Genomic DNA, 24,948 nt, shown 5'->3' with positions numbered 1-24,948 from the left:
AGATTTCATGTCCAACTACCGCATCCAGAAGGGCGACACGCTTTCGGCCCTCGCCGCTCGCTTCAAGACCAGCGTCTCCGCGCTGGCCCGCACCAACAACATCTCCAACCCGAACCTCATCTTCGCGGGCAAGACCCTGCGCGTCCCCGGCAAGGGCGACAGCTTCGAGCCGTCCAAGGGCAGCGGCGGTTCGAAGGGCTCCGGCGGCACGGGTGGCACGAAGGGCGGCGGCCAGGTCCAGGGCAGCGGTGGCGCCGGGCCGGGCAGCGCGACGCCCGCGATGCGCAAGCTCGCGGAGGCGGGCCGTGCGGCGGCGATGAGCATCGGCGGGTACAACAGCCAGGGCCTGTGCGCCACGGGTGTGAGCCGGGCCATCCAGAACGCCTTCGGCGTCAAGGTCTGGGGCAATGGCAACCAGATCGACAACAACCTGCCGCGCGACAAGTTCAAGCAGGTCAACATGTCGCTCGCGGAGGCGCTGAAGGTCCCGGGCCTCGTCCTCACCTGGGAGAAGACCTCCACGCGCGCGGGCAGCATCTACGGCCACACCGCCATCACCACCGGCGACGGCCGCTCGTCCGTGAGCGACTTCATCGAGCGCAACACGCTCGGCGCCGGTGGCCGCACCGGATTCAAGGTCTTCATGCCGACGGTGTAGCTCCCGCCGCACGAAAAAAGCACACCGGCATCACCGTCGCCTCCGGGGCTGTCGACCGGGGGCGATGTCATGTCCGCCCGCCGGACGTCCCGCCTTCAGTCAACGAACGTGTCCGGCTCCTTGCTGAAGCCCGCCTTCCCATGGTGCGTCAGCCGCTCCGAACGCGAGGCATGCTCGAGCGCGGCGAGGACGACCTTCTGGGCGTCCGGGCCCCACTCCTCCACCTTGGCGGGGTCGACGCCCTTGTCCTTCACGTACTTCTTGAGCGCGGCTTCGGCGACCCTTCCACCCGAGCCCGCGTTGACCTCCAGGTCGCTCAGGATGGCGTTGGCATACTCGCTGGTGATGACGTCCTTGAGCTGGAGCTTCGCCTTCACGGGTTGACCCTCGGCGTCCTTGCCCACCACCGACACCGAGCGGTTGCGGGCGCCGGAGATCTTCCCCGCGCTGGCGAAACGGACCTGCGCCTGCTGCATCGCCGGGTCAGCGCCCGCGGCCATGAAGACCGCCGACAGCTTCACGTCGGTGCGGATCTCCTCGGCGGCATCCACCCCCCTGAGGACGGTGCCATCCCCGCGGGTGAGCACCACGCCCTTGGCGTCGATGTCGATCCCGTACTTGCCGAAGCTCTTCTCGTATTGCGCCGGGTCGGTCTTCTTCAGGTCCCGCATGAACTCCGCCAGCGTGCCGTTGCCGCTCTTGCCGAGCGTCCACTGGGCGAAGCCCCACGACACCCGGCCGGTGTCCCAGGTGTTGACCTTGCTGAAGGTTCCCTCCAGGCCGGAGATGGACGCGAGGATCTTCTGTCGGTCCTCGCTGATGCCACTCTTCTCCAGTTGGGTGTCGACGTTGGCGGCCGCGTCCCCTGAGGTGGCGCCGCCATCCACCGCCTTCCACGAGTTCGTGTACGCCGTCTCACGGCCATCCCGCATGCGCACGGTCGTTCCATCCACCGTGACGTCCGTGCGGGTCTGCTGCACGTCCACCATGGGCGTGTAGCCGGCGATGCGGGTGAGCAGGCCGTCCTTCACCGTCTGCTGGTGGGTCTGGGCCTGGGTGAGCTTCGCCCTGGCCGCGTCCAGTTCGTCCTTCTGGGACTGCTTGAGCGTCTCCGCGGCCTTCGCATCCGTCGGCACCTTCGCCTTCGCGTGCTTCTTCTCCAGCGCGGCGACCTGCGCCCCTGCGAGCTTCACGGCCTCGTTGGCCTTCATGAGCGACGGGTTCGTGGCGAGGTGTTCCTTCATCCACGCCTTGAGCTTCTCGCCCTGGGAGGTGATCTGCTGGTCGGCGGCGTCGATCTTCGCCTGCGCTGCCTTCTTCGCGGGCTCGGTGGTCGCCTTGGCGAGGGCCTCCTGCGCTTTGTTGCGCGCCTCCACCGCCTTCTTCAGCGGGGCGTAGATGTGCGCCTTGGGCGGATCCCACTGCGCGACGTTGATGGGGATGATGTCATTGAGCTCCACGGCGTTGCCGCGCTTGATGACGCCCTCGTCCCGGGACGACACCTGGAGGGCGTCGAGGTTCTTCTGGATGTCGGGGGCCGGCGTACTGGCGACCGCCGCGGCCTTCGCGGCCTTCACCGGGGCCTGCACCGGCGCGGTGGGGGCGGCCGACACCGCTCGCCCGAGCGCCGCGAGCGCGCGCTGCAGGTCTGGCCCTTCAAGCTCCAGGTTGAGCGCTTCGCGCAGCGGGGTGCTGGTCAGCTTCTCGTAGCGTTCCGCCACCTGCGTCAGCAGGGCGGGGTCCACGCCCTCCAGGGCCGCGTGGACGGCGGCCTCGTCGGTGCCCCAGATGTCATCCATCGCGGCCTTCAGCTTCGCCGCGGCGGCCTCCGCGGGGCTGGCCGGGGCCGCGCGCTTCGAGGCCATCGCGGACATCGGGTTGAAGGAGAAGGCCTGGTTGGTGGGCGGACGCCCGCGAATCTGTTCGGCCAGGCGCTTGAGCGTCGCCCCTTGCGCGCCGCTGGCGATGGCCTTGAAGAGGAAGGCGCGCTCGGCGCCCGCGTCGGCGCGGGGTGAAGCCTTGGCACTGACGCCCGCCTTCGACAGCAGGGTCGACAGCTCCTTCTGCTGCGCGGGGCTGAACCCGGCGATGGCCTGGGTCGCGAGGCCGACGACAGGGGCTGGTAGCGCGCCGGAGAGCATCTGCAACAAGGCCTGTCGGGTCGGTCCTTCCGCGAGCGCGGCCACCTGCTGCTCCACCTTCTGCTGCGCGGGCGCCTTCGTGCCCGCCGCGACCGGAGCGGCCATCGACGAGGCGGAGCTGGGGGCGCGCGAAGGCGTCGCCACGGCAGGCGCCTTCGTGACAGGCACGTCCACCTTCGAGACCTGTGAGAGCTTCGGGGCGGGTGAGCGGGTGATCTTGACCATGAGGCTTCACAGCCTAACCCACAAGCCAGCGCGTTCCAGACGCCAGGGCCCCACCGTCAAGGCAGGGCCCCGGCAAGGGCCTTACGGTACGGCGCTCACGTCCACGTCGATCACGCGCGGCTCCTCGGTGCTGCTCTCGCCGGTGAGCGAGGGCATCGCGGCGCTCACCTGGAGCGTCAACGCCTGCTCTCCGGTGCTGAGCTGCGTGGGCACGTACTTCCAGAAGAGGCGCACGGGCCCCGCCGTCTCGCCCTCGGCCAGCAGCGCCTCGCGGGCGCGCTGCTCGATCTCCGCCGTGGTCAGCCGCGTGCGCAGCAGGTGGCCCTGACGGGCCAGCGGCGGCCAGTTGACCAGCGCCCGCTGGAAGCCGCCATCCACCCCGTGCGTCACCACCGCGCGGTGGCCCTCCACGCGAATGCCATTGATCGCGCGCAGCACGAAGGTCTTGTGGCGGTGCAGCTCAGGGGTCCCGACGGTGCCACCCTCCTCGCTCTGGTGGAAGGACTGCACCTGCCGCACCGGCCCCAGCTCCGCCGTGGGGATGCCCCAGCGCTGGAGCCGGGCGATGGCATTGCGCTGCAACAGCGCGGGCTCCTGCGTCGTCGCCGGGCCGCTCTCGGTCTTGCTCAGCACCAGCACACGACCGGCGCTGGGGTCGGCCTCGAGCTTCCAGGACGCGGACTCCAGGTCGCGGCGGATCCCCGCCCCTCCCACCAGGGTGAAGCGTTCGGTCGTCCCGATCAGCGCACCCTGCAGCACCGCGGGGTCGAACGCGGTGCGCGGGAGCAGCTCGGTGGGCAGCGGCCCGGTGGGAGGCGTGGCAATCGCAGTGGAGTCGAAGGTGAAGCCGGTGGCCATCGCCTTCGCGGCGCGCTCGAGCTGCGTGGCATTGTCCACGGGGGCGGGAGGCGGCCCACTGTCGCAGCCGATGGCGACGGTAAGCGGGAGGGCGGTCAGGAGTCGGAGGAAGGGTGTCTTCATGGCGTTTCTTTCTCTGGGGTTCGGTGGTGTGGGGAGCGGCTGGGCTCAGGGCAGACTGCGGCCGCTGTCGGGGTTGCAGCCCCCCACGAAGAAGTAGGTGGAGCCGGTCTTGCTGCCGGTGTTCTTCCGGTCCTTCCAGCCACCGGCCTCGAACATGGACTTGCGCAGCGCCTTGGTCTCACCGAAGACGATGGACACCGGGCAGTCGTCCTTGAAGACGCCCCAGTCGTAGGCCTCGTCGATCCAGTTCTCGCCCACGCCGTCGTTCTTCGAGTTCGCCGTGTAGCTGTCCAGGTAGCGCTTGACGAAGTTGCCGCACGACGAGTCGCCGTGGAAGGCATTCCAGACGCTGAAGCCACTGCTGCTCGTCACGAGCTGCTTGTAGCCGCCCTGCTCCCAGACCTCGATGTTGCCGGACTGGCAGGCCTTCACGACGGCGATGTCCAGCTTCCCGTTGCCCAGGCGCATGTGGACGTCCGTGATGGCTTCACACGAGTCCACGTTGCTCCCCATCACCAACCAGCTCCGGTTGTACGTCTCGTTGTGTCCACCATGGGTGTGCACGAAGAGGACGTCCGCGTCGTCCACGCCCGCGTTGAGCTGGGTGTCCTTCGCGTCCACCGCCGCCCCCTTCGCCGCGTCGGTCCAGAGGTCCGTGCGCGCGCTCGCGTTGTTGAGCGTGCGCACGTCGGTCCATTGTCCGGCGCTCTTGAGCGCGGTGAAGTAGTCCGCCACCACCTGCGCCGTCTTCGTGTGCACGGAGTGCGAGTCGGCATTGCACTGCCCCGCGCCGCCAAAGCTGGCGATGCCATAGACGTGCGCCTCGTTCGCCAGCGCCGCCGCTGGCAGCAGCAGTGCCCCCGCGAGCGCCGCGCCCGTCCACTGCTTCGTTTGCTTCCGGAGTCTCATGGTCCTGGTCTCCCCCCGCCTGGGGTCTGGGTATGGGTTCTGTCCTCAACGGAGCCCGGGCCCATTCCTCCTCACCCCCTTCGACGTTTTCCCCAGACGCTAGACTTGCCCCATGGCCACAAGGCACCGCGTCTATCTGGTCCCCGGTTTCTTCGGCTTCACCCAGATGGGTGACAAGGAAACGGAGCGCATCGCCTACTTCCAGCACGTCCCCGGGTTGCTCCAGCAGCGGCTCAAGGAGCGCGGCATCGACGCACAGGTGCATGCCGTGGCCTCCTCCCCCACCTCCGGGCTCGAGGCGCGGGCGCGCGACGTGTTCCGGGAGATGGCCCGGACCGCGAACGAGGACGACGCGGCGCTCCACCTCGTCGGGCACTCCACGGGCGGGCTGGATGCGCGGAGCGTCGTCTCACCGCGCATGGCCCAGGAGGCTCCGGCCTTCGTGAAGCGCGTGCGCTCGGTGGTGACGATCGCCACCCCGCATCACGGCACACCGCTGGCGACCTTCTTCCACCAGGGCGACCTGGGCAAGACGCTGCTGCGCTACCTGTGGCTCTTCACCTTCCTCACCCTGCACCGCGAGGCGATGCCCTTCAGGGCCGCCGCGCTCCAGGCGTGCTACCGGCTCGTCCTGCTGGGCGAGCGGGCGGAGCTCCCGCCCAACCTCTTCAATCAGATCGCCCGGCTGACGGCGGACCTCTCCGACAGCGAGCGCGAGGAGCTCATCCGGTTCTTCAGCCAGGTGGGAGAAGACCAGACGTTGATCCGCGACCTCATGCCGGTCAGCGCGCAGGCCTTCAACGCGAACACAGCGGACCGGGAGGGCGTGCGCTACGGCAGCGTCGTCACGGGCGCGCCGCCGCCCAGCCTGCTCCGCCGCCTGTCCCCCCGCATGCTGTTGCCGCCGGACTCGTTCCTCTACGCCATCTTCTGCTTCCTGTATGGCAGGAGCGCGCCCCTCTCCGCGGAGCTGAGGATTCCCGAGCGCACGCCGGCGCAGACCCAGGCCCTCCAGGACGCCTTCGGCGGGAAGTTCGAGTCGTGGAGCGACGGCATCGTCCCCAGCCGCTCGCAGGTCTGGGGACAGATGGTCCACGTCGCGAAAGCCGACCACCTGGACGTCCTGGGCCACTTCGACGAGCCCGAGAAATACATCAGCTGGCTGAAGTCAGGCTCCCGCTTCCAGGAGAAGGACTTCCACGCGGTCTGGGAGCGGGTGCTCGACTTCACGGTGGGCAGGCCCCCCGCCTGACCGGGTACGCGCCAGGGCGGACCTGCGAGCCGCCTCCAGGGTGATGCGCGTCCCGGCCCTGGCTCCCTATCCTCTTCCATGGACACGAAACCGGGCCGCACGGACGAGACGCGCCACTACGTGCCCACGCCCTTTCCCGAAGCCAGGGCCTTCCCCTGGGACGACCTGCTGGAGCCCACGCAGCGGGGGCTGTACGAGTTGCTGTCCTGGCTGGAGGCCGCTTGCGGAAGCAGCCTGGACATGAGGGGGAGCCGGGACGAGCACCTCTCCACCAGCCTGCTCATCTCCGGCCCACGGGGCTCGGGGAAGACCACCGTCCTGCTCAGCGCCGTCCAGGCCTTGCGCAACTGGAGGGCCTTCCTCGGGCTGAAGCCGGGAGGGCACCTGGAGGCAGGGACCCGCGAGGCGCTGGCGTCGGGGAGGGAGGCGATGCGGCGGGACCTGGGCACGACACTCGAACGCATCGAGGGGCGCGTCGTGTGGCTGGAGCCGCTCGACCTGGAACCGGTTCCCCCGGGGGCCAACCTCCTGGCCACCCTGCTGGTGCGCGTGCGCGCCGCCCTGGACGCGCCCCAGGAGGACACGTCCCCGAGCACCGGGCACGGCAGGTGGTCCTCCTCCATCCTCGAGGAGAGCGCGGAAGAGGCCTGGGGAAAGCTGGATCACCTCATCCGGGATGCCTCGTTCATGTGGGAGGACAGCGCGTCGACGCTCGACACGCGAGCGCGCGCGGAGCAGCAGATCAAGGCCGCGGAGATCTACGCCACCTTCCAGCCGCGCTTCACGCGGGCCATGGAGGATGTGGCGAAGACGCTGTCCCTGCCCCGCTTCGGCACCGCCCAGGGCGAGCAGGTCATCCTCGTCCTGCCCATCGACAACGTGGACCGCAGCATCGAACACCTCCACAACATCGTGAAGCTCACCCGCATGGTGGCCAGCCCCCGGCTCTGGTTCGTGCTGGCCGCGGGCCACCAGGAGTTCCAGCTCTTCATGGAGCGCTCCTTCCAGAAGGAGCTCATCCTCTCCGGGCAGGCGGGCATCGGGACCGCGGGCCAGGACGAGACGCTCTCCATCGCCCGGCGCCAGTCGGCCACCACCCTGCGCCGCGCGCTGCCGCCCAGCTACCGCATCGACCTGGGGCCCGTGGATCCCTACAAGGCGTGGGACTTCTGCCCCCAGGGGGTGGAACCGGAGGACGCACGGCTGACGCTGGGCAGTCTCCTGGAGCAGCTCCGGCTGCCCTTGCCCCCGAAGCGGGAGAGGACGCAGGTGCTGGCCTCCTTCGCGGACCTCCTCAACCTGGAGCCCCGGCTCTCCGACGCGGTGAAGACGACCTACCGCGAGGCCCTGCGGCAGGGGCGGGACGCGCCCCAGCGCAAGGTCATCCTCACCCACGCGGGCAAGCTCGCCCTCAGCCTGCCGGCGCGCACCCTGCAGGACCTCTGGCACGCCGCCCGGCGCGAGCTCCAGGGCACCCACGCCTCCTCCGAGGAGGCCGCCGTCTCGGAGGGGGAGCAGACCGTCCGGGTGGCCACGGAGATGCTGCGCAACGCCATTGATGAAAGCGATCTGCCGGCCTGGGCGAGCCAGCAGTTGCTCAACCGGATCCTCCGGTATGACGACCAGGGGCTCATCTTCCTGGACCTGACGGGCAAGCCGGTGCGCCGCTCCAAGCGGACCACCCTGTCGGACGTCCTGGAGTGGCCGCGACCGGAGCGGGAGGGCAACGGCGGCGCGGAGGCGAACGAACGGGTGCTCATCAGCGAGCTGCACCTGCGGCACTTCCACGACGTGGTGCTGATGCTGGGTGACGTGGACCGGGAGGGCCCCAGCGTGCCCCTGCCCGGCAACGTGGCCGGCTGGCTCATGCTGCTGCACGACGTGCTGATGCTCTTCGAGCCGCCCCGGGTGCTGAACCCGGACGTGACGCCCTTCGAGATGAGCCCCGAGCTGGTCGTGACGATGCACGAGCTGTGGGTGGACTCCACCGCGCACCCCGAGCCGCTCGTCCAACTCGAGTGCTGGTGGAGCCTTCCCACCTGGAAGACCTTCGTCGAGTTCGCCATCTTCACCGCGCAGTGGAAGGCGTTCCTGAAGAGGACGGCGGACGGGTTCTTCAAGGTCGACAACATGCGGGACTCGCGCCTGAAGGTCAGCGCCCACCACCGCTTCATCCTGGCGGCCTGGGTGGAGAACATCTGCTCGGTGTCGGGCCGGGAGCTGGGCGGATGGGACTGGGGCGACGCGCACCAGGGGATGGAGTCGGTGGTCCAGGCAAGGGGGCGCGCCACCGTGCTGGCGCCCTACGAGCAGCGGGTGCGCGACACGGTGGCGAAGCTCTTGGAGGACATCCGGACCTACAGCGTGGGGTCCGACCGGCTGTGGACGGCCCGGGTGTGGCTCCAGAACGCGCTGCCCCTGCTGGTGCGGCCGGAGTTCGCGCCGGCCCCCGCCCCCAGCGAGCTGCTGCACTGGCCGTCGGGGGACGCGGGAGCGAACAAGGCCTGGGACGAGCTGGTGGCGTACTGGAGCCACCATGGGCCCCGGCGGACGCGGCTCCGTGAACAGATGGTGCGCGCCGCGGTGGGGCGCTCCGGCGCGTCCGAGGCGCTCCGCCGCCACCTTGGGAAGGACGAGGGCCGGGACACGGGCCTGTACTACGACTGGCTCGACGCCGTGGTGCGGACGTGGTTCCAGGCCGTGGACCGGGAGGGCGACCCCCTGGAGCACCTCCAGGGTGGCGCCAGCCATGACCACTGACGGACCGCGCAATGCCCAGGGCAACATCGCCCCCCGCCGCGTGCCGGAGGCCTACGTGCGCGCCGAGGTGGCCAGCTTCCCGCTGACCAGCCTCCGGGCCTTCCAGGAGGCGCTGACGGAGCTGGTGCCCTCGCTGGAAGGGCCGGACGCGGGCGCCACGCGGGCGCTGTGGCGCGACTGCGAGAAGACCCTGTCGGAGCACGCCAGCGGCTGGTCGCTGGACCGCCTCATCGCGGTGCGGGACGTGTTCTGGTTCGACTCGCGCCGGCACATCCGCGGCCAGAGGGATCCGCCGCGGCGGGTGTCCATGGCCGGCTACCTCCTGCACCTGGCGGACACCCACCTGGAGCGCCGGCCAGGGGTCACCGTCGTCGCCCAGGACACGGAGGCCGGGTCGGTGGACGCGCTCACGCACTACCGCTGGCTCACCTTCGCCATGCCGGAGGACCTGTTGATGTCGGCGGTGCCGGTGGAGCCGCCGCCCACGCGGGTGGACATCGAACCGCCCCTGCTGATGCGCCACCTGCTGGACCGGGGCGTCACGGAGGTGCACCACCACGTCAACGCGGGCATGGACTTCCCGCTGCTGTGGGCCTCGCTGCTGACCGCCATCGCGGATCCGGCCCTGGATGCGCGCCTGCTGTCGGGGCCGGGGCTCCTCTTCGGGGACGGCGAGACGATGCTTCGCTGGCTGCTGGCGGCCGCGGTGGCCCGATGCGTCCTGGCGGAGGTCATCCTGCGAGATGGGAGGCGCCCCCTGTTGGACTTCGTGCAGGGCCTGCGGGAGTCCTCCGTCTGGATGCCCCAGCGCCGCCGGGTGCTCGCGCGGACGCTGGAGGCGCTCTCGCGCGCCCGCCTCGAGGTCCTGCCGGAGCTGGACGAGTTGCGCGAGCTCTACGGGGACCTCCACCCGCTGGCGGCCCGCGGCGGCGCCGAGCTCCCCGAGACCCTCGAGGAGGTGTGGCGACGGTGCGACCCCATCGCCCTGCGGATGGGGCTGCACGCGCCCAACGCGGGGGAGCGCTGGCTGGTGCGCTTCGGGCTGCGGCGGATGCGGCAGCAGGAAGAGGCCGGAACGCCGGACCCGCACTTCAACCGCCTCTTCTGGCAGGTCCAACGGGTGCGCTGCTTGAGCTACCGCACCTACGTGCAGCGGCCCCTGACCGCGGGCCTCCAGTGGTTCATCCGCTTCTACGACCGCCTGGGCGCGATGAAGCGGCCCCTGCACGCCGTGCGCGCCGAGGTCTCCTATTCGGTGGCGGGGGGCGAGCAGCCCATCGCCGCCCTGGAGGTGCGCACCCGCCTCATGAACGACTCCATCCTCATGGCGGAGGAGCTGTGGGGGCTGACGCGCTCGTGGCGGCGCGTGCTGGAGCGCGTGGGGAGGGGCACGGGCGACGGGCGCCAGCCGGAGTTCGGCCTGGTGCTGCACCTGCTCAAGGCGCGCGACCCCAAGCGCCACTGGAGGGAGGGGCTGCCGCCCGCGCATGCCATGGGGACGTACGCGGAGCCGGCTCCGGAGGGCCTGATCCGGCTGGGAGGCCGCTACGCGGACTACTTCGTCTCGCAGTCGACGCAGGTGGAAGCGCTGGTGGAGCTGCTGCGGGCGGTGCCGCTGTCGCTCTGGCTGGTGCGGGGGCTGGACGTCGCGTCGGACGAGCTGAGCGTGCCCACGTGGGTGCTGGCGCCGCTGTACCGCTACGTGCGGTGGGAGGCCGCCCGCGCCGCGGCCCGGCCGGCGGCCCGGGGCGCCCCACCCCTGCGGCTGACGGGCCACGTGGGCGAGGACTACCGGCACCTCATGGAGGGGCTGCGCCGCATCTACGAATGCCTGCACTACCTGCTGGACCACTGGGGCGGGCGGCTGGGACACGCCACCTCGCTGGGCGTGGAGCCCGGGACGTGGGCGGAGTCCGTGGGCGCGGTGATGATGCCGGCCGAGGAGCGGCTGTGGGACCTGGTCTTCGAGTGGCGGCTGTACGGCAGCTACCGGCTGCCCTCGGGCTTGAACGCGGAGGCCCCACCGGGACGGCCTGAGCAGGTGGAGAACCTCATCCGCGAGCTGTCCGAGGGTGTGTTTGGCAGGTGTGTCGCGCCACACGTGCTGGCCGAGGCCCACCACGTGCTGCACAACCTCTGGTGTCCGCCCCTGGCACAGGATGCGGTGGGCGTGGGGCTGGACGCCTTCAGCCGGGCTTCCCGCCGGCTGGACTGGATCCGGGTGCGCAACCCCCGGCGCGTCCAGGAGCTCATCGAGGCGTACCGGGAGGACGAGCGCGTGTTCCGGCGCGGGCAGCAGCTGGTGGACATCCCCCTGGATGGCGCGGAGGTGGCCGCGCTGCGGTCGGCGCAGGACGCGCTGCGCCGGTACGTGGGAGCGCGGGGCACAGTCGTGGAGGTGAATCCCTCCAGCAACCTGCTCATCGGCAACCTGCTGGACCTGCGCAACCACCCCATCCTGCGGCTGCTTCCGCCTCGCGCGGAGGAGGGAGCACCGCCGCCGGTGCCCATCGCGGTGGGCGCGGACGACCCCATCACCTTCTCCACCTTCCTCCTCCGGGAGTACTCCCTGCTGCACGAGGCGGCGCGGAGCGCGGGCTACTCCGAACGCGTGGTGCACGAGTGGCTGTCCACCATCCGGCAGACGAGCATGGACGCGCGCTTCACCACGCCCTGGCATCCCAGCGCGGAGCGCATGTCGGAGGAGCTGATGGACGCGCTGGGGGCCTACGCGAGGCGGCCCGCGGCGCACCGCCGGGCCCGCGGCAAAGCCCCGGCGTGAGGCGGCTGTCGCCTACTTCGGCTCCGCGCGCCGGGAGGCGGCGCCGGCCTCCGGGGGAGCGCTGGAAGGCAGCAGCTTCTCCGACTGCCCGAGCAGCCTGCTGAGCACGTTGTTCATGATGGAGCTCAGGAACCTGTCGGCGGAGTACCCCGCGGCCACTGACAGGGCCGCCAGGGTGAAGAAGACGGCGCGCCAGTCCCGCACGACGATGTTCAGGAGGGCCGGGTTGGAGCCGGCGGCGCTCACGGGGTCGCGAGGAATCACCGAGAGCAGCAGGTTGGACTGCTCGACGAAGAGGAGCGTGAGGGCCGCGAAGGCGCCAACGGCGGGCTTGACCAGCAGGTGATAGGCGAAGAAGCGGCTCGTCGCCCCGGTCGCGACGACGAAGCGCTCCTTGGAGAGCATGTTGGACACCACGGCGCCGGCGGCGCCCACGAGGCTGAACAGGAGCAGCCCCTGGGGAACGAGCTCTCCAGGCCAGGTCGTGACCAGGGAGCGATTGAAGCCCAGCAACGCGATGAGGGAGAGCGTGATGAGCAGCAGGGTGCTGAGGACCTGGATGGAGACATTGATGGAGAGCTGCCAGAAGGTCTTGTCCACGCGATCGTTGATGACCCCCTGCGCGCCCCAGAGCACATGGCGGCACCGCGCCAGGCGCTCCGCTTCAGGCAGGGAGGCTTCAGGATCGCTGGAGAGGAGCGCCTCCCCGCGGAGCACACGGACGCACTGGGGCAGGGGCCCCGAGGTCCGATCCGCGCCCAGCCAGAGTGTCTTCTGGGCGGAGTCCGTCACCCTCCGTTCGAACTGCTGCTGAATCTCCAGGGCATGGGGCAGCAGCATGTGCCGGGGCATGACCAGCAGCAGCAGGCCGTCGACCTCGTGGATGATCTGCCAGAAGGAGAAGGACCAACGCCAGAGCTGCTTGTCGAGGCAGCGCCGGGCCACCCCCAGCCTCTGATTGCACTGTTCCAGGATGACCCGGTCCTCGGCCGTCAAATCCTTGCGGATCCAACACAGCTCGCAGAGCGAGGCGTCGTTCTCCAGCCTGTTCCAGAGCAGCTGGGTGGCCGAGCCGTACCTGCTCGACCGGCGGCGGAAGCCGACGAGGTCCAGGATCGCGGGCGGAGGGTTCTCGGGAGGCAGGGTGTCAGAGGCCGCCATGGAAGACACATGGGCATGGCACGCAGGAATGCCAATCCGCCAGGGCTCCCGGGCGCCCACCGCCTGGTCCACCGCACGCAGGTCCTCCTTGCCAGTGAAATGACATACTCCCGAGGAGGTATCGCCGGGTTCCAGGTCCGCGATGACCTCCACGCTCAACCCCTTGCGTGCGCCGTGGTGGGATGGACAAGGGCGGACAAACGCACTGTAGTCATGGACGTCGCCAGGGATTTCAAATCCCAGGTTCGGCGGATTGCAGGGGGGGAACACCATGGACGCGAATCAACTGCTGGAGCTGGTGAAGCGCTATCAGGATTCCAAGTCGTTCATCACCAACGAGGAGACGGCCAAGCTCGCGCTGGTGGTCCCCTTCATCAAGCTGCTCGGCTACGACCCCGGTTTCCCGCGCGAGGTGCGTCTGGAGTACGCGGCGGATTTCGTCCAGGGCGACGGGAAGAAGCTCCCGGACCGGATGGACTTCGCCATCTTCGACCAGACCGGCGCGAAGCCGCTCATCGTCATCGAGACCAAGCCCTTGGGCACGGACCTCAAGTCACGCGCCCAGCAGCTGGCGCGCTACCTGTCCCAGCTCCCGGAGCTCCACTTCGGCATCATCACGGATGGGTGCCACTATCTCTTCTTCGGAGATCTGGAGAACCCCAACGTCATGGATCCGGAGCCCTTCTTCACGTTCTCCCTGGAGGACTCGAAGGCCGACTGGGCGAAGGTCGCGAAGTTCCTGTCCAAGTTCAGCCGTGAGTCCTTCAACGCGACGACGCTCATCACAGACGCGGAGAACAGCCGGTACCGCCAGAGCATGATCGACAAGCTCTCGGCGGTTCTGAAGGCGCCCGGCGAGAATGAAGGCTTCCTCAAGTGGCTCACCGAGGACATCTACAAGGGGAAGCGGACGACGGCGGTGATGGAGCGCCTCGCGGAGGTCGCCAAGGAGGCCATCGAACCCACCCTGCTCCGGGTGATGGGCGATGACTTCCTGAACAAGCTCAAGGAACGCATCCAGCGCCTGAACGAGGGCACGGAGCCGCCCGCCGCCGTGGAAGGGCCCAACGTGGTGAAGGCGGACTCCGCCAGGCCCTTTGAAACGGAGCCTCGCGCTCCAGGTGATGACAAGGGTCGAGCCACGGTCGAGACCACTGAGGAGGAGCTGGCGTTCTTCGCGGTCGTCCGGGACATCTGCGGCAAGAATGGCCACCCGGCGGACGACATCCTCTACCGGGACACCTCGAACTACTTCAACGTGTCCTTCAAGAGACCCACGAAGTGGTTCGTGCGGTTCTTCGGCAACGGCAAGCGCAAGAGCATCGTCACCTGGATCCCGGTCGAGGAGGCGAAAACGCTCGCGGCGGGATTCGAGGTCGAGGCGGCCCCCGCTGCCTTCGGGCTGAGCCGGGTCTACATCGAGACGATCCCCCAGGTGTGGGCGCTCAAGGCGCTGGTGGCCCGGAGCCTGGAGCTGTCCCTCACGGTCAAGGACGAGGTCCTCTCGGGCGAGGACCCCAGGACCACGCTCAAGGTGGTCTCCAGCCAGTAGGCCCACAACGCTCAAGGAGAATGGAATGACTCCGCTCAAAGTCACGCTGCACGAGCTGACCAATGCCGGCGAGAAAACGAAAGCGTTCGTTCAGCGCGCCATCCAGTTGATGGAGGAGGTCGTGAACACGCAAGGCTTCCGCGATGCGGTCGCACAGCAGAAGTTCAGCTACATCCACCATCACGGCACCGACCACTCGAAGGATGCCCTCATGCGGTATCTGTTCGAGGGTCGGGAGTTGGGGACGGACGCAGACCATGAGATCGATCTTCGGATCAACCTCCGCGCGTTCTATTACGGATTCCGACCCATTCGGGTCTTGAACAAGAAGACCGTAGGCTCCACCAACCTTGGCGGCCCGGTCATCCATACGAATCTCTATCACATCAACAATTGGGTCGCTCACGACGACGTGGCCTCCGGCGTGGGGCACTGGCTTCATGAGTGGATGCATGTCGTTGGCTACGAGCATGAGGATGCCAATGGCGACGAGAATGACGTCGCATATGCCATCGGCGCCATCGCTGAGCACATCGCATGGGAGCGGCTGGGCTCCAGCAGGGCGTTGAGCAGTTCCAGCTAGAAAATGAGGCGCGATGCCCACCCGGTCCAGAGAGCAGGCAGGAGCTCCTGGCCGAGTGGGACGCCTCCCTGAAAACTCGTCGTGCGCAGCGGGCTCGCTCGCCAGTGACCTTCGAATGGCCCCTGCGGTGTGGGCCGTGCCCGCGCCCATCGTTCGAGCTTTTCGCGCGGCACCGCGAAATGGTCCTGGGGCTGCGCCGTAGTCAGCGCCGACCGAGCATCTCCGGCATCCGGGCACTCGGCACCCTCCCCTGCACCCCCGGAGAACCGATGAAGGGCCTTGCCCCGCTGTGGGCCTTCGCGCTGCTCGTCCCGACACTCGCCCTCGCGACGACCGCTCCCGCGCGGCCGGGACCGGCGACGCCCGCCGAGCTGCGGCAGTCCTTGACCGCGCTGCTTGCCAGGCACCACATCCCGGGCGCGAGCTACGCGGTGTTCGACCGCCGGGGCACCGTGCTCAGCGAGGTCATCGGGCTGGCCGACAGCGGAACCCGGGCCCCCGTCACGGACGGCACGCTCTTCCGCCTTGGCTCCGTCACGAAGACGGTGACGGCGATCGCCATCATGCAGCTGGTCGAGCAGGGCCACTTCGGGCTGCAGACTCCTGTCTCGGAGCTGCTGCCGGACGCTCCCATCCGGAACCCGTTCGGAGACAGTGACCCGGTCCGCGTGCTCCACCTGCTCACCCACACCGCGGGCTTCGACGACATGCACGCCAAGGCGTTCTTCAGCCCCGTCGAGCGGCGGGGGCGCCACCTCGAGAGCAGCCTCCAGCATCCGGAGCCGCTGACGGTGCGCTGGCGGCCCGGCATGCACGAGAGCTACAGCAACCCGGGGTACGTGCTGCTCGGCGCGATCCTGGAGGCCCACTACCAGAAGCCCTGGGACGAGATCGTCACGGCACGGGTCCTGGGACCGCTGGGCATCACGCAGGTCGCCACCCTCGCCACGCAGGCCGCGCAGCGCGACCACGCCAGCGGCCACAGCGGCATCGACATGCACCGCACCCCTGTGTTCTTCGAGCAGACCCAGGCGGACGGCGCGCTGTGGTGCACGGCGACGGACCTGGCCACGCTGGGCCGCTTCATGCTCACCGACGGGGCCTCTGCTCCTGGAGTGCTGCGGCCCGAGACCGTCCGCGCCATGAAGCAGGTCCAATCGACAGAGGGCGCCCGGGCGGGGCTGGCCTACGGCGCGGGGCTGGGGCTGCACCACCGCATCGTCAGGGCCACGCTCTGGCAGGGCCACGCCGGGGGCGTCCTGGGCGCGAAGGCGAGCATGCACTTCCACGCCGAGCAGGGCATGGGCTACGTGCTGCTGGTCAACAGCGAGAACGAGCTGCGCAAGCTGGAGGAGCCGCTCGCCGACTTCATCTCCCACCAGACGCAGTGGAAGCCATCGGCGCCGACCCTCCACCCGCTCACAGGCGACGTCGACGGCTGGTACCGCCTCGTCAACCCGCGCATCTCGCTGCTGGGCCTCCCCACCTACCTGCTCAGTACAGGCCAGGTGACCGTGCAGGCCGACACGCTGACCCTCGAGCCCATCCTGCCGGGGTTCGGCTACCAGGCGACGCTGAAGCACCACGGAGATGGACTGCTCGCCGATGTCGACTACGGCGAAGTGATCAACGGGGTCCTGGTCCGGAACGGGGACGGCGCGACCGTGGGACTGGAGACGGGAGGCGACTACCTGCAGCGCACCTCGATGGCGGCAGCGGTCTTCCCGCTCGTGAGTGTGCTCGTGTCGCTCGCCCTCCTCCTGAGCACGCCCTTCGGACGACGCACCTCGCTGCGCAATCGCTGGGTGCGCCGCCTGCCGTGTCTCGCCCTGCTGTCATTGGTGTTGGGTGTCATCTGCGCGGCGAACCTCGAGCTGACCCTGCTCGCGCACAAGAACTGGCAGACGGTCGGTGTCTGGGCGGCCTCCGTGCTGTTCCCAGCGCTCGGCGTGGCCGGCGTCGTCCTCAGCGTGCGCACCTGGAGGCAGGAGCCCGCGACCGTGGCCCGGTGGCGCTGCCTCCTCGGGTCCGCGTCCGTCGTGTGCCTGAGCACCTGGCTCGCGAAGTTCGGTCTGTTCTCGTTCGCGCTGTGGCGGTGGTAGCGCGGTCCGAACTGGAGTGGACGCGGGGACTTCCGCCGAGCCCACTCAACAAGGCCCCCCTTCCGCCTATGCTTGCGACGGCCCTGGGATGAATCCAGTTGGCGGACCGGGAGAACCTGCCGATGGCGGTGGAGCTGCGAATTGCCTCGTACAACCTCCTGGCGGACGCCTACGTCAAGCCCGAGTGGTTCCCGCACACGCCCGCGGACATCCTCCAGCCGCAGAGGCGCCACGAGGCATTGGCCCGCCGGATCGTGGGGCTGGACGCGGACATCGTCTGCCTGCAGGAGGTGGAGCCCGACCGCTTCGCCGCGCTTGAGAAGGCGCTGGAGCCGCACGGGTACGCAGGCGTGCTGGCCCTGAAGCAGCAGGGCCGCCCCGATGGCTGCGCGGTGTTCCACCGTCTGGAGCGTTGCCTTGGCCACGAGGCCCACTACTTCAAGGACCGGCTGGAGGACGGGCGCATCTCGGGGCACCTGGCGCTGGTCGTGGACTTCGACGTCGGAGGGGACCGGCTGCGCGTGGCGTGCACGCACCTGCGCTGGGACCGGCCGGATAGGCCCGTGGAGCAGCACCAGGGGATGCAACAGGCGGCCGAATTGCTCGAGGAGTTGGTCGGGCGGGACCCGGAGGCCCTGTGGGTCGTGTGCGGCGACTTCAACGCGCAGCCCGGGGATCCGCTGGTCCGAGCATTCTCGGCGGCCGGTCTGCTCGATGCCCATGAGGGGCGGCACCAGCCAACCTGCAACGCGAACGGCAGGGCCAAGGCCATCGACTTCCTCTTCCACTCGCGCGCGCTGCAGGCGCAGCCGCTCCGGCTGCCAGAGCTGGACGACCAGACGCCGATGCCGTCGGAGACCGAGCCCTCTGATCACCTGCCCATCGCCGCACGGCTGCTGCGCACCTGAGGGCTGCAGCACGCCGAAGGAGAAACCCAGGCGCAGAAAAACGAAAGGCCGGAACCTTTCGGTTCCGGGCCCTTCAGTGGCAAGGAGCACGGGACTTGAACCCATGGACGAGGGGTGCCCTAAACTCACGACGGCACACGATCTTCGAAGAATCGTGAGTGAATCCAGGCACTGCGAGTCCACGGGTGAGTTCTCGGCAGTCCCACCTGTCACCCGGAGTCCCCGCCAATCTTGAAGACATTTTGGGGACGAAGCCAGGGACGCACTGAGCCCCTCTATGCGCGAGGCGTGAGGGACTGGATGAAGTTGCCCCAGTACGTGGAGCGCGACTTCGCCAGGTACCTGGAATGCGGAGTGCTGGCACACGGCTTCGCGCGAGTGCGCTGCGAGAGTTGCAAGGACGAACTGCTCGTCGCCTTCTCGTGCAAGTGACGAGGGGTGTGCCCCTCCCGTAACGCGAAGCGGGCGCGGGTGACGTCGGTGCACCTGGTGGAGCAGGTGCTGCCGCGCGTGCCCTAGCGGCAGTGGACGCTGTCCTTTCCGCATCGGGTGCGGTGGATGCTGCTGGAGGAGGCGGGACTGCTCTCCGACGTCCTCACTCTCTTCCTGCGGGCGGTGTTCGCCCCTTTCAGCGCTCGATCTCCGATTCCGGCACGTGTGCGATCTCGCACCCGAAGTCCTCAGCCCCAGCGAAGTCCGGCACCCCCTTAGCCTTCACGATCGCACGGCGCTGGTCCTCAGGAACGTGCTGGTTGGCCAACTCCCACCAACGCTCAGCAAGGTTACCGATCCAGTAGGGAGCCGTCTTCGGCCGATCAGAATGGTCCTTTACCCAGTGAGTGTAGTTCCAGCGCTTTGACTGCGCGCCATCCCGGAAGAAGTCGACATTATGGACAAACTCGTGGACCAGCGTGTTGACCTTGTCCCGAACCCTGCGGTTATGAAAACGCCGGGTGTTGACGTAGATCGTGAGGGGCATGCCTGGGTCGGTGACCGCCGTCGTAATTGGCCTCTTCTTGATGTGAAGGATGTTGACGACGTCGGTGCAAGCGCGCAGCCGCTCCGCGATCGCGGCGGGCGTGACGGTTGTGTAGGTGAACTGTTCAGCCTCGGCGATCTCCTGCCAAAAGCCCTCCATGGAGGAGAGCTCGTTGGCGAATGCGACCGCTTCGACAAAGCCCGGGTCAGGAGTGGCGTGCGTGTAGGCAAACTTCATGGGACCTCCGTTGACTGAGGATAGCCCAAGCGGGCACCAAGGGAAGCTCGTCTACCTCTGCCTGATTGGGCTAACTGCCATGCACGGGCGTGTAGTGCACGCAGAAGCGTTTCCATAGCCGCAGCCCCTGGCCCCAGCCGAAACGGCGCAGGAGGGAGAAGCGGGAGTGGATGTTGGGGTTGTCGTCCGCGCCTCCCACCACCCTTTTGGCGCTGCCCCAGCCAATCTCCAGCTGGATGTTGAGCGCCTCGCGCATCAAGGCCAACCCAGACATCGTCTTCAAGCTGCCGCTCGGGCAGAAAGAGAGCTCCACCATCTGGCGGAAGCCTTCGGAGGCACCCCGTTCGAGCAAGAGCTGCTCGGCCGTGAGTCCATCGAGGCGTGAGAACTCGGGGCCAGACCCGTCGAGGTTGCGAGGGTCGTGGTCTTTCACCGTGCCGAAGTACTTCGCGAGCATCCCGTTGAAATCCCATGAGGCTTCGTCTTCGCGAAGGGGCGGGTCCTCCTCGGGAGTGGCCTCACCGGCGTTGACGACTGACCGCTGGCCGCGCTTGAACAGCACGCGTTTCGGCCACCCGCGCCGAGCCGGCTCGAACAGGCCGACGTTCAGCTCGGAGAACAGCGCCAGCAGGTCGGGGGCACCGACCACATGGGTGGCTCCGGCCTCCACGCAGAGCCCGTCCGGAAACGGAGCGCGGATCGTTCGAATGCGTCCTCCGGGCTGAGCGTTCGCTTCGAGCACGTGGACGTCGAAGCCGCGCTTCATCAGCTCGAACGCCGCGACGAGACCCGCGAGTCCAGCCCCCAGCACGACCGCGCTCCTGGCCGGCGCCGTGGGTTTCAGGTGGGATCGCGCCGCGCACCCGAGGAGCCCGACGGAGGAGGCGACGGCAAGGACTTCACGGCGGGAAAGGGTGGGGGTCGGCGACATGCTGCGCATCCTCCGGTCTCGAATCCCCCTGTTCGACACCGGCGCGGTGAAACCGTTCGGCTGGGCCCCCATCCCCCGGGCGCTTCAGGAAGGCGCCCGGTGTGAGCCCGACGAGCTCCCGGAAGTCGGCAATGAGGTGCGCCTGATCGTAATAGCCCGCGTCCGCTGCGATGCGTCCCCAGTCCTTCGAGGTCGCCGCCATCCGCACGGCACGCTGCAGGCGAACGGTCCGCGCGAAATCCTTTGGCCCGATGCCGACGTTCTCCGTGAAAGCGCGGCGAAGATGCCGCGCCGTGACTCCAAGCCGCTCCGCCACGGTCTCCACCCGATCCTCTTCTCCTTCGAACAAGCGAACCGCGCGGCGAGCGAGCCGTGCCGAGGCCGGTTCGAAGGTCTGATGGGTCCGCAGGGCGATCGCGTGGGAGAGTCGGTCAAGCACCTCCGACAGGCTTCGCGCCGCAAGGAGTTTGAGGCAGAGGTCGCCGCCCGAACGGCCCCAGAGGTCTTCCAACGGGACGATCCGGTCCGTCAGCGCGTTCGCTGCCACGCCCAGCAGCGGCACCGACCAGCCTGGCTTGAACTGAAGGATGACCGCCCGCGCGATGCCGGGGGCGTTCTTGAACAGCGCCTGCGTTCGCGGGCCCGCGACGCACACATCCCCTTTCCGACCCTCCTCGATCACTCGAAAGACAAGCGTCGTTCTTCCGTCGGGCAGCCGTTCGTGACGTGCGTGTCCAGCGACTGGCACGACAGCGCGAACGTCCTCGACGAAGCGGGAAAGCGAGAACGTCAAGGCGGCAGGGTCCATCGTGAGCGGCACCCTCGTACTCTCACGCGTCCACCTCGGCCGTTCAAGCCGGCGCGGAAGGACCGATGAAATGTCCGGTCCTTCCAATCGGAGGGCGGCGGCGGGAGGTACGAAAGGGGTGGAGGTAACGCATGAGCAACCAAGACTTTTCAGACCACGTCGTTGTTGTCACCGGGGCGAGCGGGGGTGTCGGAGCCGCCGCCGCCGAGGAGCTCGCGCGACGTGGAGCATCGGTCGTGCTGGCCGCGCGCCGCGCCAGCCCCCTCGGCGAAGTGGCCAGGCGCTGTGGGAACCGGGCCCACGCCGTCGTCGCCGACGTGACGAAGCGCGACGACGTGCAGCGCATCTTCGACGAGGCCGTCGCGAAGTTCGGTCGCGTCGACATCTGGATCAACAACGTGGGTCGAGGCATCGGCCGCCCCCTGCTCGAGATCACCGACGACGACGTCGACGCGATGATCCGCGACAACCTGAAGTCGGTGCTCTACGGCATGCAGGTCGTGACGCCGCACCTCCAGGCCCGCGGCACGGGCGCGATCGTGAACGTGTCGTCGCTCCTCGGCCGCACCCCGCTCCCTCCGCGCGCTGCCTACGCCGCGGCAAAAGCAGCGATGATGTCGCTCTCGGAGGCGTTCCGCATCGAGCTGGCGGGCTCACATCCCCAGCTCCGCGTGGTCGTCGTCTACCCCGGCCGGATCGCGACCGACTTCGGCCACAACGCCCTGGGTCAGCGCGGGGGTGATGCCGGAAAGCTTCCCGCTGAGGTCCTCGCCGTCATCAGCGGCGCGACGCAGTCGGCGGAGGAGGTCGCGCATGTGCTGTGCGACGCAGCCCTGAGCGGCCGCGGGGACGTCTATACACAGCCGAACGTGTTCGCGCGCGTGCAGGAGTACCTGGAGAAGCAGCCGGGGTGAGGCAGCGGTGGACCGAGACAGCCTGAAGCGTGGAGCAGCGGAATCGGAGGGCGCCATCCACCTCGCCTTCAGCCACGGCTCCACGGACTTCGCGGCCAGCTGCGCGCGTCGCGAAGTGATCACAGAGCGCGCCGCGCATCCTGGTCCGCGCCCACGAAAGGAAATCAATCTCATGAACAAACCGACTCCCGCAGCCCACCCCCGCAGCGCACCCACGCCGGTCCTCTCGGTCAGCCCTGTCGTGCTGCCAGCTCCCGGCCGCGCCGTCGAGCTCCAGGTGCGAGTCTCCGCGCCCGTGACCGGAAGCGAGCTGCCCATCATCCTGCTCTCGCATGGCCACGGTCGCTCCAACCACCTCTCTTCCTTGAATGGCTACGCCCCACTCGCCCACTTCCTGGCGGCACACGGCTTCGTCGTGATCCAGCCCACCCATCTTGACTCGAAGACGCTCGTCCTCGACTCCGGTGACCCCGATGCGCCGCTGTACTGGCGAGCGCGGGCCGGGGACATGAAGCGCATCCTCGACCAACTCGACGCGATCGAGCGCGCCGTCGCTGGGCTCGCCGGGCGCCTGGACCGAAGCAAGGTGGCCGTCATCGGGCACTCGCTGGGCGGGCACACCGCGAGCTTGCTGCTTGGCACGCGGCACAAGGATCTCCACGACGGAACGGCGGTGAACCTCGCCGAGCCCCGGATCAAGGCGGGCGTGCTGCTCGCCGCGCCCGGCAGAGGCGACGCCCTCAGCAGGTTCGCAGCCGAGAACTACCCCTTCTTCTCGACCATCGACTTCTCCACGATGACGACGCCCGCGCTCGTGATCGCCGGCGACAAGGATGACTCTCCCCACCTGACGGTCGCGGGCGCCGACTGGCACGCCGATCCATACCTCCTCGCCCCAGGCCCCAAGTCCCTGGTCACCCTGTTCGACGCAGGGCACGGGCTGGGCGGGGTCTCGGGATACGACGTCGCCGAGACCACGGATGAGAACCCCGAGCGAGTGGCTGCCGTCCAGCGTCTCACCTGGGCCTATCTCCGCACCGCGCTCTACTCCGGAGACTCCGCCTGGCAGGAAGCGCAAGACGCGCTGACTGGCGCAGCCCACCCGCTCGGACGGGTCGAATCCAAGTAGGCGAAGAAGGCCCATCCGTCTCAAGCGGATGGGCGCCGCTGCGCTGAGGCTCAAGGCGCGGCGAAGCCCCGCGACAGCCAGTCGATGAAGACCCTCACGCGCGGGGACAGCTGACGGTTGCGCGGGTACATCAGGGACACGGGCGTGGGCGTCGGCGGGTACTGGGGCAGCACGGGCACCAGCGTGCCGCGCCCGAAGTCCTCCTCCAGGCGGTAGCGCGGCGCCTGGATGAGGCCCAGGCCCAGATGCGCGGCGGCGACGAAGGTGTCCGCGCCGTTCACGGACAGGGTGGTGGGCAGTACGACGTGGCGGACCTCGCCGTTCACCGTGAACTCCAGCGGCAGCAGGCTTCCCGTCAGGGAGGAGCGGAAGCCCACCATGCGGTGCCCGCGCTGGAGCGCCTCGATGCTCTCCGGCACGCCGTGCCGCGCCAGGTAGGCCGGCGACGCGCACGTGGCCTCCTCCAGCAGCGCCACCCGGCGGGCCACCATGTCGCTGTCCCGCGGCTCGCCCGCGCGCAGCACGCAGTCGACGCCCTCGCGCACCAGGTCCACGAAGCGGTCGCCTTCGCTCATGTAGAGCTCGATGCCCGGGTAGCGCTCCAGGAACTCCGGCAGCCGGGGCAGCACGACCCGGCGCGCCAGGGTTCCATGCACCTCCACGCGCAAGAGCCCCTTCGGCTGCGCCCCCGTGAACGCCGCGTCCGCCTCCTCCAGGTCCGCGAGCAGCGCCAGGCAGCGCTGGTAGTACGCCTCGCCGTCCAGCGTGGGACTCACGTGCCGCGTGGTGCGCTGGAGCAGGCGCACGCCCAGCCGCTCCTCCAACTGCTTCACCGCGTCCGTCACCGACGAGCGCGGCAGCCCCAGGTCCTTCGCGGCCTGGGTGAAGCTCCGGCGCTCCACGATGCGGGTGAAGGCCTTCATGGCATCAAACCGGTCCATCATCCGCCCTGTCGAACAGTGATGCCGGAACAAAGCGGATTATCCGCACGCAAGAAAGGTCCATCTTCCCCTCACCCGACGCCAGCGACGGCGACGGCGAACCTCCGGAGGAAGACACCATGACGAACCCCCAGACCCAGCAGCAGAAGACGGCCCTCGTGACGGGCGCCTCACGCGGCATCGGCGCCGCGGTGGCGGAGCGGCTCGCGCGCGACGGCTTCAGCGTCCTCGTCAACTACGCGGGCCGCCACGACGCGGCGGAGGCCGTGGTGCGCCGGATTGAAGCGGCGGGCGGCCGGGCCCTGAGCGTCCAGGCGGATGTCGCCGACCCCGCCGCCTTCCCCCGGATGTTCGACGCGGCGGAGCAGGCGTTCGGCGGCGTGGACGTGCTGGTGAACAACGCCGGCATCGCGAAGATGGTTCGCTTCGTGGACTTCGACGACGCGCTGTTCGACCAGCACGTGGCGGTCAACCTCAAGGGCACCTTCAACGGCCTGCGTGAAGCCGCGCGACGCCTGCGCGACGGCGGTCGCGTCATCAACTTCTCCACCAGCGTCCTGGGCCTGAAGCTGGAGACGTACGGCGTCTACGCGGCCACCAAGGCCGCCGTGGAGACGATGACCGCCATCCTCTCCAAGGAGCTGCGCGGCCGGAACATCACCGTCAACTGCGTCGCGCCCGGCCCCACCGCCACCGAGCTCTTCATGAACGGCAAGTCCCCGGAGCTGGTGGACCACATGGCGAAGCTGAACCCCCTGGAGCGGCTGGGCACCCCGGAGGACATCGCCGCTTCCGTCGCCTTCCTCGCCGGCCCGGAGGGCGGGTGGATCAACGGCCAGGTCCTTCGCGCCAACGGAGGCATGGTCTGAACGCCTGCCGCTTGAGGGCGAAAGCGCGGAACGCTCTGCGGAACCGGGGCAACTTCATGTCCACCGGCCGGGAGCATCGCTCGGGCGGCCCCGTCAGCGGCCCTCCTCGGCCCCTCTGTACCCTCC

The 24,948-nt window shown here is 68.9% G+C and carries 20 protein-coding genes; 12 read left to right on the top strand and 8 right to left on the bottom strand.

Translation table 11 applies throughout. From position 1 onward, the window contains the following. The first annotated feature begins 7 nt into the window (after nucleotides 1-7). Nucleotides 8-658 (top strand): LysM peptidoglycan-binding domain-containing protein, encoded by a 651-nt coding sequence (locus D7V93_RS02355; protein ID WP_120641788.1) that lies wholly within the window; start codon nucleotides 8-10, stop codon nucleotides 656-658. 95 nt (nucleotides 659-753) lie between these two features. On the opposite strand, the gene D7V93_RS02350 is transcribed toward D7V93_RS02355, so the two are convergent. The 3 genes from D7V93_RS02350 to D7V93_RS02340 form a co-directional block, all read right to left on the bottom strand. Then, nucleotides 754-3,024 carry a hypothetical protein gene (locus tag D7V93_RS02350; protein WP_120641787.1) on the bottom strand — a complete coding sequence of 757 codons (2,271 nt, stop codon included), beginning with the start codon at nucleotides 3,022-3,024 and terminating at the stop codon, nucleotides 754-756. Nucleotides 3,025-3,105: 81 nt separating this feature from the next. Beyond that, nucleotides 3,106-4,005, bottom strand: a complete 900-nt coding sequence (locus D7V93_RS02345; protein ID WP_120641786.1) for a hypothetical protein — start codon at nucleotides 4,003-4,005, stop codon at nucleotides 3,106-3,108. A 45-nt stretch (nucleotides 4,006-4,050) separates the two neighbouring features. Next, nucleotides 4,051-4,914 (bottom strand): hypothetical protein, encoded by an 864-nt coding sequence (locus D7V93_RS02340; protein WP_120641785.1) that lies wholly within the window; start codon nucleotides 4,912-4,914, stop codon nucleotides 4,051-4,053. 112 nt (nucleotides 4,915-5,026) lie between these two features. Between D7V93_RS02340 and D7V93_RS02335 the strand changes: the two genes are divergently transcribed. From D7V93_RS02335 to D7V93_RS02325, 3 genes are all read left to right on the top strand, one after another. Next, nucleotides 5,027-6,166, top strand: a complete 1,140-nt coding sequence (locus tag D7V93_RS02335; protein ID WP_120641784.1) for an esterase/lipase family protein — start codon at nucleotides 5,027-5,029, stop codon at nucleotides 6,164-6,166. Between the two features lie 78 nt (nucleotides 6,167-6,244). Next, a complete protein-coding gene (locus tag D7V93_RS02330) occupies nucleotides 6,245-8,926 on the top strand; it encodes a P-loop NTPase family protein (protein ID WP_120641783.1) in 2,682 nt (893 codons plus the stop codon). Then, a complete protein-coding gene (locus D7V93_RS02325; RefSeq protein WP_120641782.1) occupies nucleotides 8,916-11,708 on the top strand; it encodes an amidohydrolase family protein in 2,793 nt (930 codons plus the stop codon). Before D7V93_RS02330 ends, D7V93_RS02325 begins: the two co-directional genes overlap by 11 nt. A 12-nt stretch (nucleotides 11,709-11,720) precedes the next feature. On the opposite strand, the gene D7V93_RS02320 is transcribed toward D7V93_RS02325, so the two are convergent. Continuing rightward, nucleotides 11,721-12,869, bottom strand: coding sequence for a hypothetical protein (locus tag D7V93_RS02320; RefSeq protein WP_147451011.1), 1,149 nt, complete (start codon nucleotides 12,867-12,869; stop codon nucleotides 11,721-11,723). Between the two features lie 271 nt (nucleotides 12,870-13,140). Here D7V93_RS02320 and D7V93_RS02315 point away from each other — a divergent pair, with 271 nt between their 5' ends. From D7V93_RS02315 to D7V93_RS02295, 5 genes are all read left to right on the top strand, one after another. Then, the gene (locus D7V93_RS02315; RefSeq protein ID WP_120641802.1) at nucleotides 13,141-14,421 is read left to right on the top strand and encodes a type I restriction enzyme HsdR N-terminal domain-containing protein; all 1,281 of its coding nucleotides are present in this window, start codon (nucleotides 13,141-13,143) and stop codon (nucleotides 14,419-14,421) included. Nucleotides 14,422-14,446: 25 nt separating this feature from the next. Further along, a complete protein-coding gene (locus D7V93_RS02310) occupies nucleotides 14,447-15,004 on the top strand; it encodes a hypothetical protein (RefSeq protein WP_120641780.1) in 558 nt (185 codons plus the stop codon). 269 nt (nucleotides 15,005-15,273) lie between these two features. Further along, a complete protein-coding gene (locus tag D7V93_RS02305) occupies nucleotides 15,274-17,106 on the top strand; it encodes a serine hydrolase domain-containing protein (RefSeq protein ID WP_120641779.1) in 1,833 nt (610 codons plus the stop codon). Nucleotides 17,107-17,204: 98 nt separating this feature from the next. Continuing rightward, entirely contained in the window at nucleotides 17,205-18,014 is an 810-nt protein-coding gene (locus D7V93_RS02300) for an endonuclease/exonuclease/phosphatase family protein (RefSeq protein WP_120641778.1), read from the top strand. Between the two features lie 300 nt (nucleotides 18,015-18,314). After that, nucleotides 18,315-18,446, top strand: coding sequence for a transposase zinc-binding domain-containing protein (locus D7V93_RS02295; RefSeq protein WP_120641777.1), 132 nt, complete (start codon nucleotides 18,315-18,317; stop codon nucleotides 18,444-18,446). Between the two features lie 196 nt (nucleotides 18,447-18,642). Here the strand turns inward: D7V93_RS02295 and D7V93_RS02285 are convergent, their stop codons facing one another. The 3 genes from D7V93_RS02285 to D7V93_RS02275 all read right to left on the bottom strand — a co-directional run bounded on the left by D7V93_RS02285 (nucleotide 18,643) and on the right by D7V93_RS02275 (nucleotide 20,954). Further along, nucleotides 18,643-19,230, bottom strand: a complete 588-nt coding sequence (locus D7V93_RS02285; RefSeq protein ID WP_120641776.1) for a hypothetical protein — start codon at nucleotides 19,228-19,230, stop codon at nucleotides 18,643-18,645. A gap of 70 nt (nucleotides 19,231-19,300) precedes the next feature. After that, nucleotides 19,301-20,161, bottom strand: a complete 861-nt coding sequence (locus D7V93_RS02280; protein WP_158623625.1) for a flavin monoamine oxidase family protein — start codon at nucleotides 20,159-20,161, stop codon at nucleotides 19,301-19,303. Then, the gene (locus tag D7V93_RS02275) at nucleotides 20,130-20,954 is read right to left on the bottom strand and encodes a helix-turn-helix domain-containing protein (protein WP_244237061.1); all 825 of its coding nucleotides are present in this window, start codon (nucleotides 20,952-20,954) and stop codon (nucleotides 20,130-20,132) included. The genes D7V93_RS02280 and D7V93_RS02275 overlap by 32 nt, the downstream gene beginning before the upstream one ends. Nucleotides 20,955-21,100: 146 nt before the next feature. Between D7V93_RS02275 and D7V93_RS02270 the strand changes: the two genes are divergently transcribed. Together D7V93_RS02270 and D7V93_RS02265 are read left to right on the top strand one after the other, a co-directional pair. Then, nucleotides 21,101-21,883 carry an SDR family NAD(P)-dependent oxidoreductase gene (locus D7V93_RS02270; protein ID WP_120641774.1) on the top strand — a complete coding sequence of 261 codons (783 nt, stop codon included), beginning with the start codon at nucleotides 21,101-21,103 and terminating at the stop codon, nucleotides 21,881-21,883. 172 nt (nucleotides 21,884-22,055) lie between these two features. Next, nucleotides 22,056-23,012, top strand: a complete 957-nt coding sequence (locus D7V93_RS02265) for an alpha/beta hydrolase family protein (RefSeq protein ID WP_120641773.1) — start codon at nucleotides 22,056-22,058, stop codon at nucleotides 23,010-23,012. Nucleotides 23,013-23,062: 50 nt separating this feature from the next. On the opposite strand, the gene D7V93_RS02260 is transcribed toward D7V93_RS02265, so the two are convergent. Next, a complete protein-coding gene (locus D7V93_RS02260) occupies nucleotides 23,063-23,935 on the bottom strand; it encodes a LysR family transcriptional regulator (protein ID WP_244237060.1) in 873 nt (290 codons plus the stop codon). 137 nt (nucleotides 23,936-24,072) lie between these two features. On the opposite strand from D7V93_RS02260, the gene D7V93_RS02255 reads away from it, so the two are divergent. After that, nucleotides 24,073-24,822: an SDR family oxidoreductase gene (locus D7V93_RS02255; RefSeq protein ID WP_120641772.1), complete on the top strand. Its 750-nt coding sequence runs from the start codon at nucleotides 24,073-24,075 to the stop codon at nucleotides 24,820-24,822. Nucleotides 24,823-24,948 lie beyond the last annotated feature (126 nt).

The sequence above is a fragment of the Corallococcus llansteffanensis genome, assembly GCF_003612055.1.
Taxonomy (GTDB): domain Bacteria; phylum Myxococcota; class Myxococcia; order Myxococcales; family Myxococcaceae; genus Corallococcus; species Corallococcus llansteffanensis.
The sequence above is the reverse complement of the archived record's forward strand: the minus strand, read 5'-3'. Positions and strand labels throughout refer to the sequence as shown.

Coding starts and splice junctions, on each gene's coding strand:
- D7V93_RS02355 (WP_120641788.1), top strand. CDS start 8: ATGTCCAACTACCGCATCCAGAAGGGCGACACGCTTTCGGCCCTCGCC.
- D7V93_RS02350 (WP_120641787.1), bottom strand. CDS start 3,024: ATGGTCAAGATCACCCGCTCACCCGCCCCGAAGCTCTCACAGGTCTCG.
- D7V93_RS02345 (WP_120641786.1), bottom strand. CDS start 4,005: ATGAAGACACCCTTCCTCCGACTCCTGACCGCCCTCCCGCTTACCGTC.
- D7V93_RS02340 (WP_120641785.1), bottom strand. CDS start 4,914: ATGAGACTCCGGAAGCAAACGAAGCAGTGGACGGGCGCGGCGCTCGCG.
- D7V93_RS02335 (WP_120641784.1), top strand. CDS start 5,027: ATGGCCACAAGGCACCGCGTCTATCTGGTCCCCGGTTTCTTCGGCTTC.
- D7V93_RS02330 (WP_120641783.1), top strand. CDS start 6,245: ATGGACACGAAACCGGGCCGCACGGACGAGACGCGCCACTACGTGCCC.
- D7V93_RS02325 (WP_120641782.1), top strand. CDS start 8,916: ATGACCACTGACGGACCGCGCAATGCCCAGGGCAACATCGCCCCCCGC.
- D7V93_RS02320 (WP_147451011.1), bottom strand. CDS start 12,869: ATGGCGGCCTCTGACACCCTGCCTCCCGAGAACCCTCCGCCCGCGATC.
- D7V93_RS02315 (WP_120641802.1), top strand. CDS start 13,141: ATGGACGCGAATCAACTGCTGGAGCTGGTGAAGCGCTATCAGGATTCC.
- D7V93_RS02310 (WP_120641780.1), top strand. CDS start 14,447: ATGACTCCGCTCAAAGTCACGCTGCACGAGCTGACCAATGCCGGCGAG.
- D7V93_RS02305 (WP_120641779.1), top strand. CDS start 15,274: ATGAAGGGCCTTGCCCCGCTGTGGGCCTTCGCGCTGCTCGTCCCGACA.
- D7V93_RS02295 (WP_120641777.1), top strand. CDS start 18,315: ATGAAGTTGCCCCAGTACGTGGAGCGCGACTTCGCCAGGTACCTGGAA.
- D7V93_RS02285 (WP_120641776.1), bottom strand. CDS start 19,230: ATGAAGTTTGCCTACACGCACGCCACTCCTGACCCGGGCTTTGTCGAA.
- D7V93_RS02280 (WP_158623625.1), bottom strand. CDS start 20,161: ATGTCGCCGACCCCCACCCTTTCCCGCCGTGAAGTCCTTGCCGTCGCC.
- D7V93_RS02270 (WP_120641774.1), top strand. CDS start 21,101: ATGAGCAACCAAGACTTTTCAGACCACGTCGTTGTTGTCACCGGGGCG.
- D7V93_RS02265 (WP_120641773.1), top strand. CDS start 22,056: ATGAACAAACCGACTCCCGCAGCCCACCCCCGCAGCGCACCCACGCCG.
- D7V93_RS02260 (WP_244237060.1), bottom strand. CDS start 23,935: ATGAAGGCCTTCACCCGCATCGTGGAGCGCCGGAGCTTCACCCAGGCC.
- D7V93_RS02255 (WP_120641772.1), top strand. CDS start 24,073: ATGACGAACCCCCAGACCCAGCAGCAGAAGACGGCCCTCGTGACGGGC.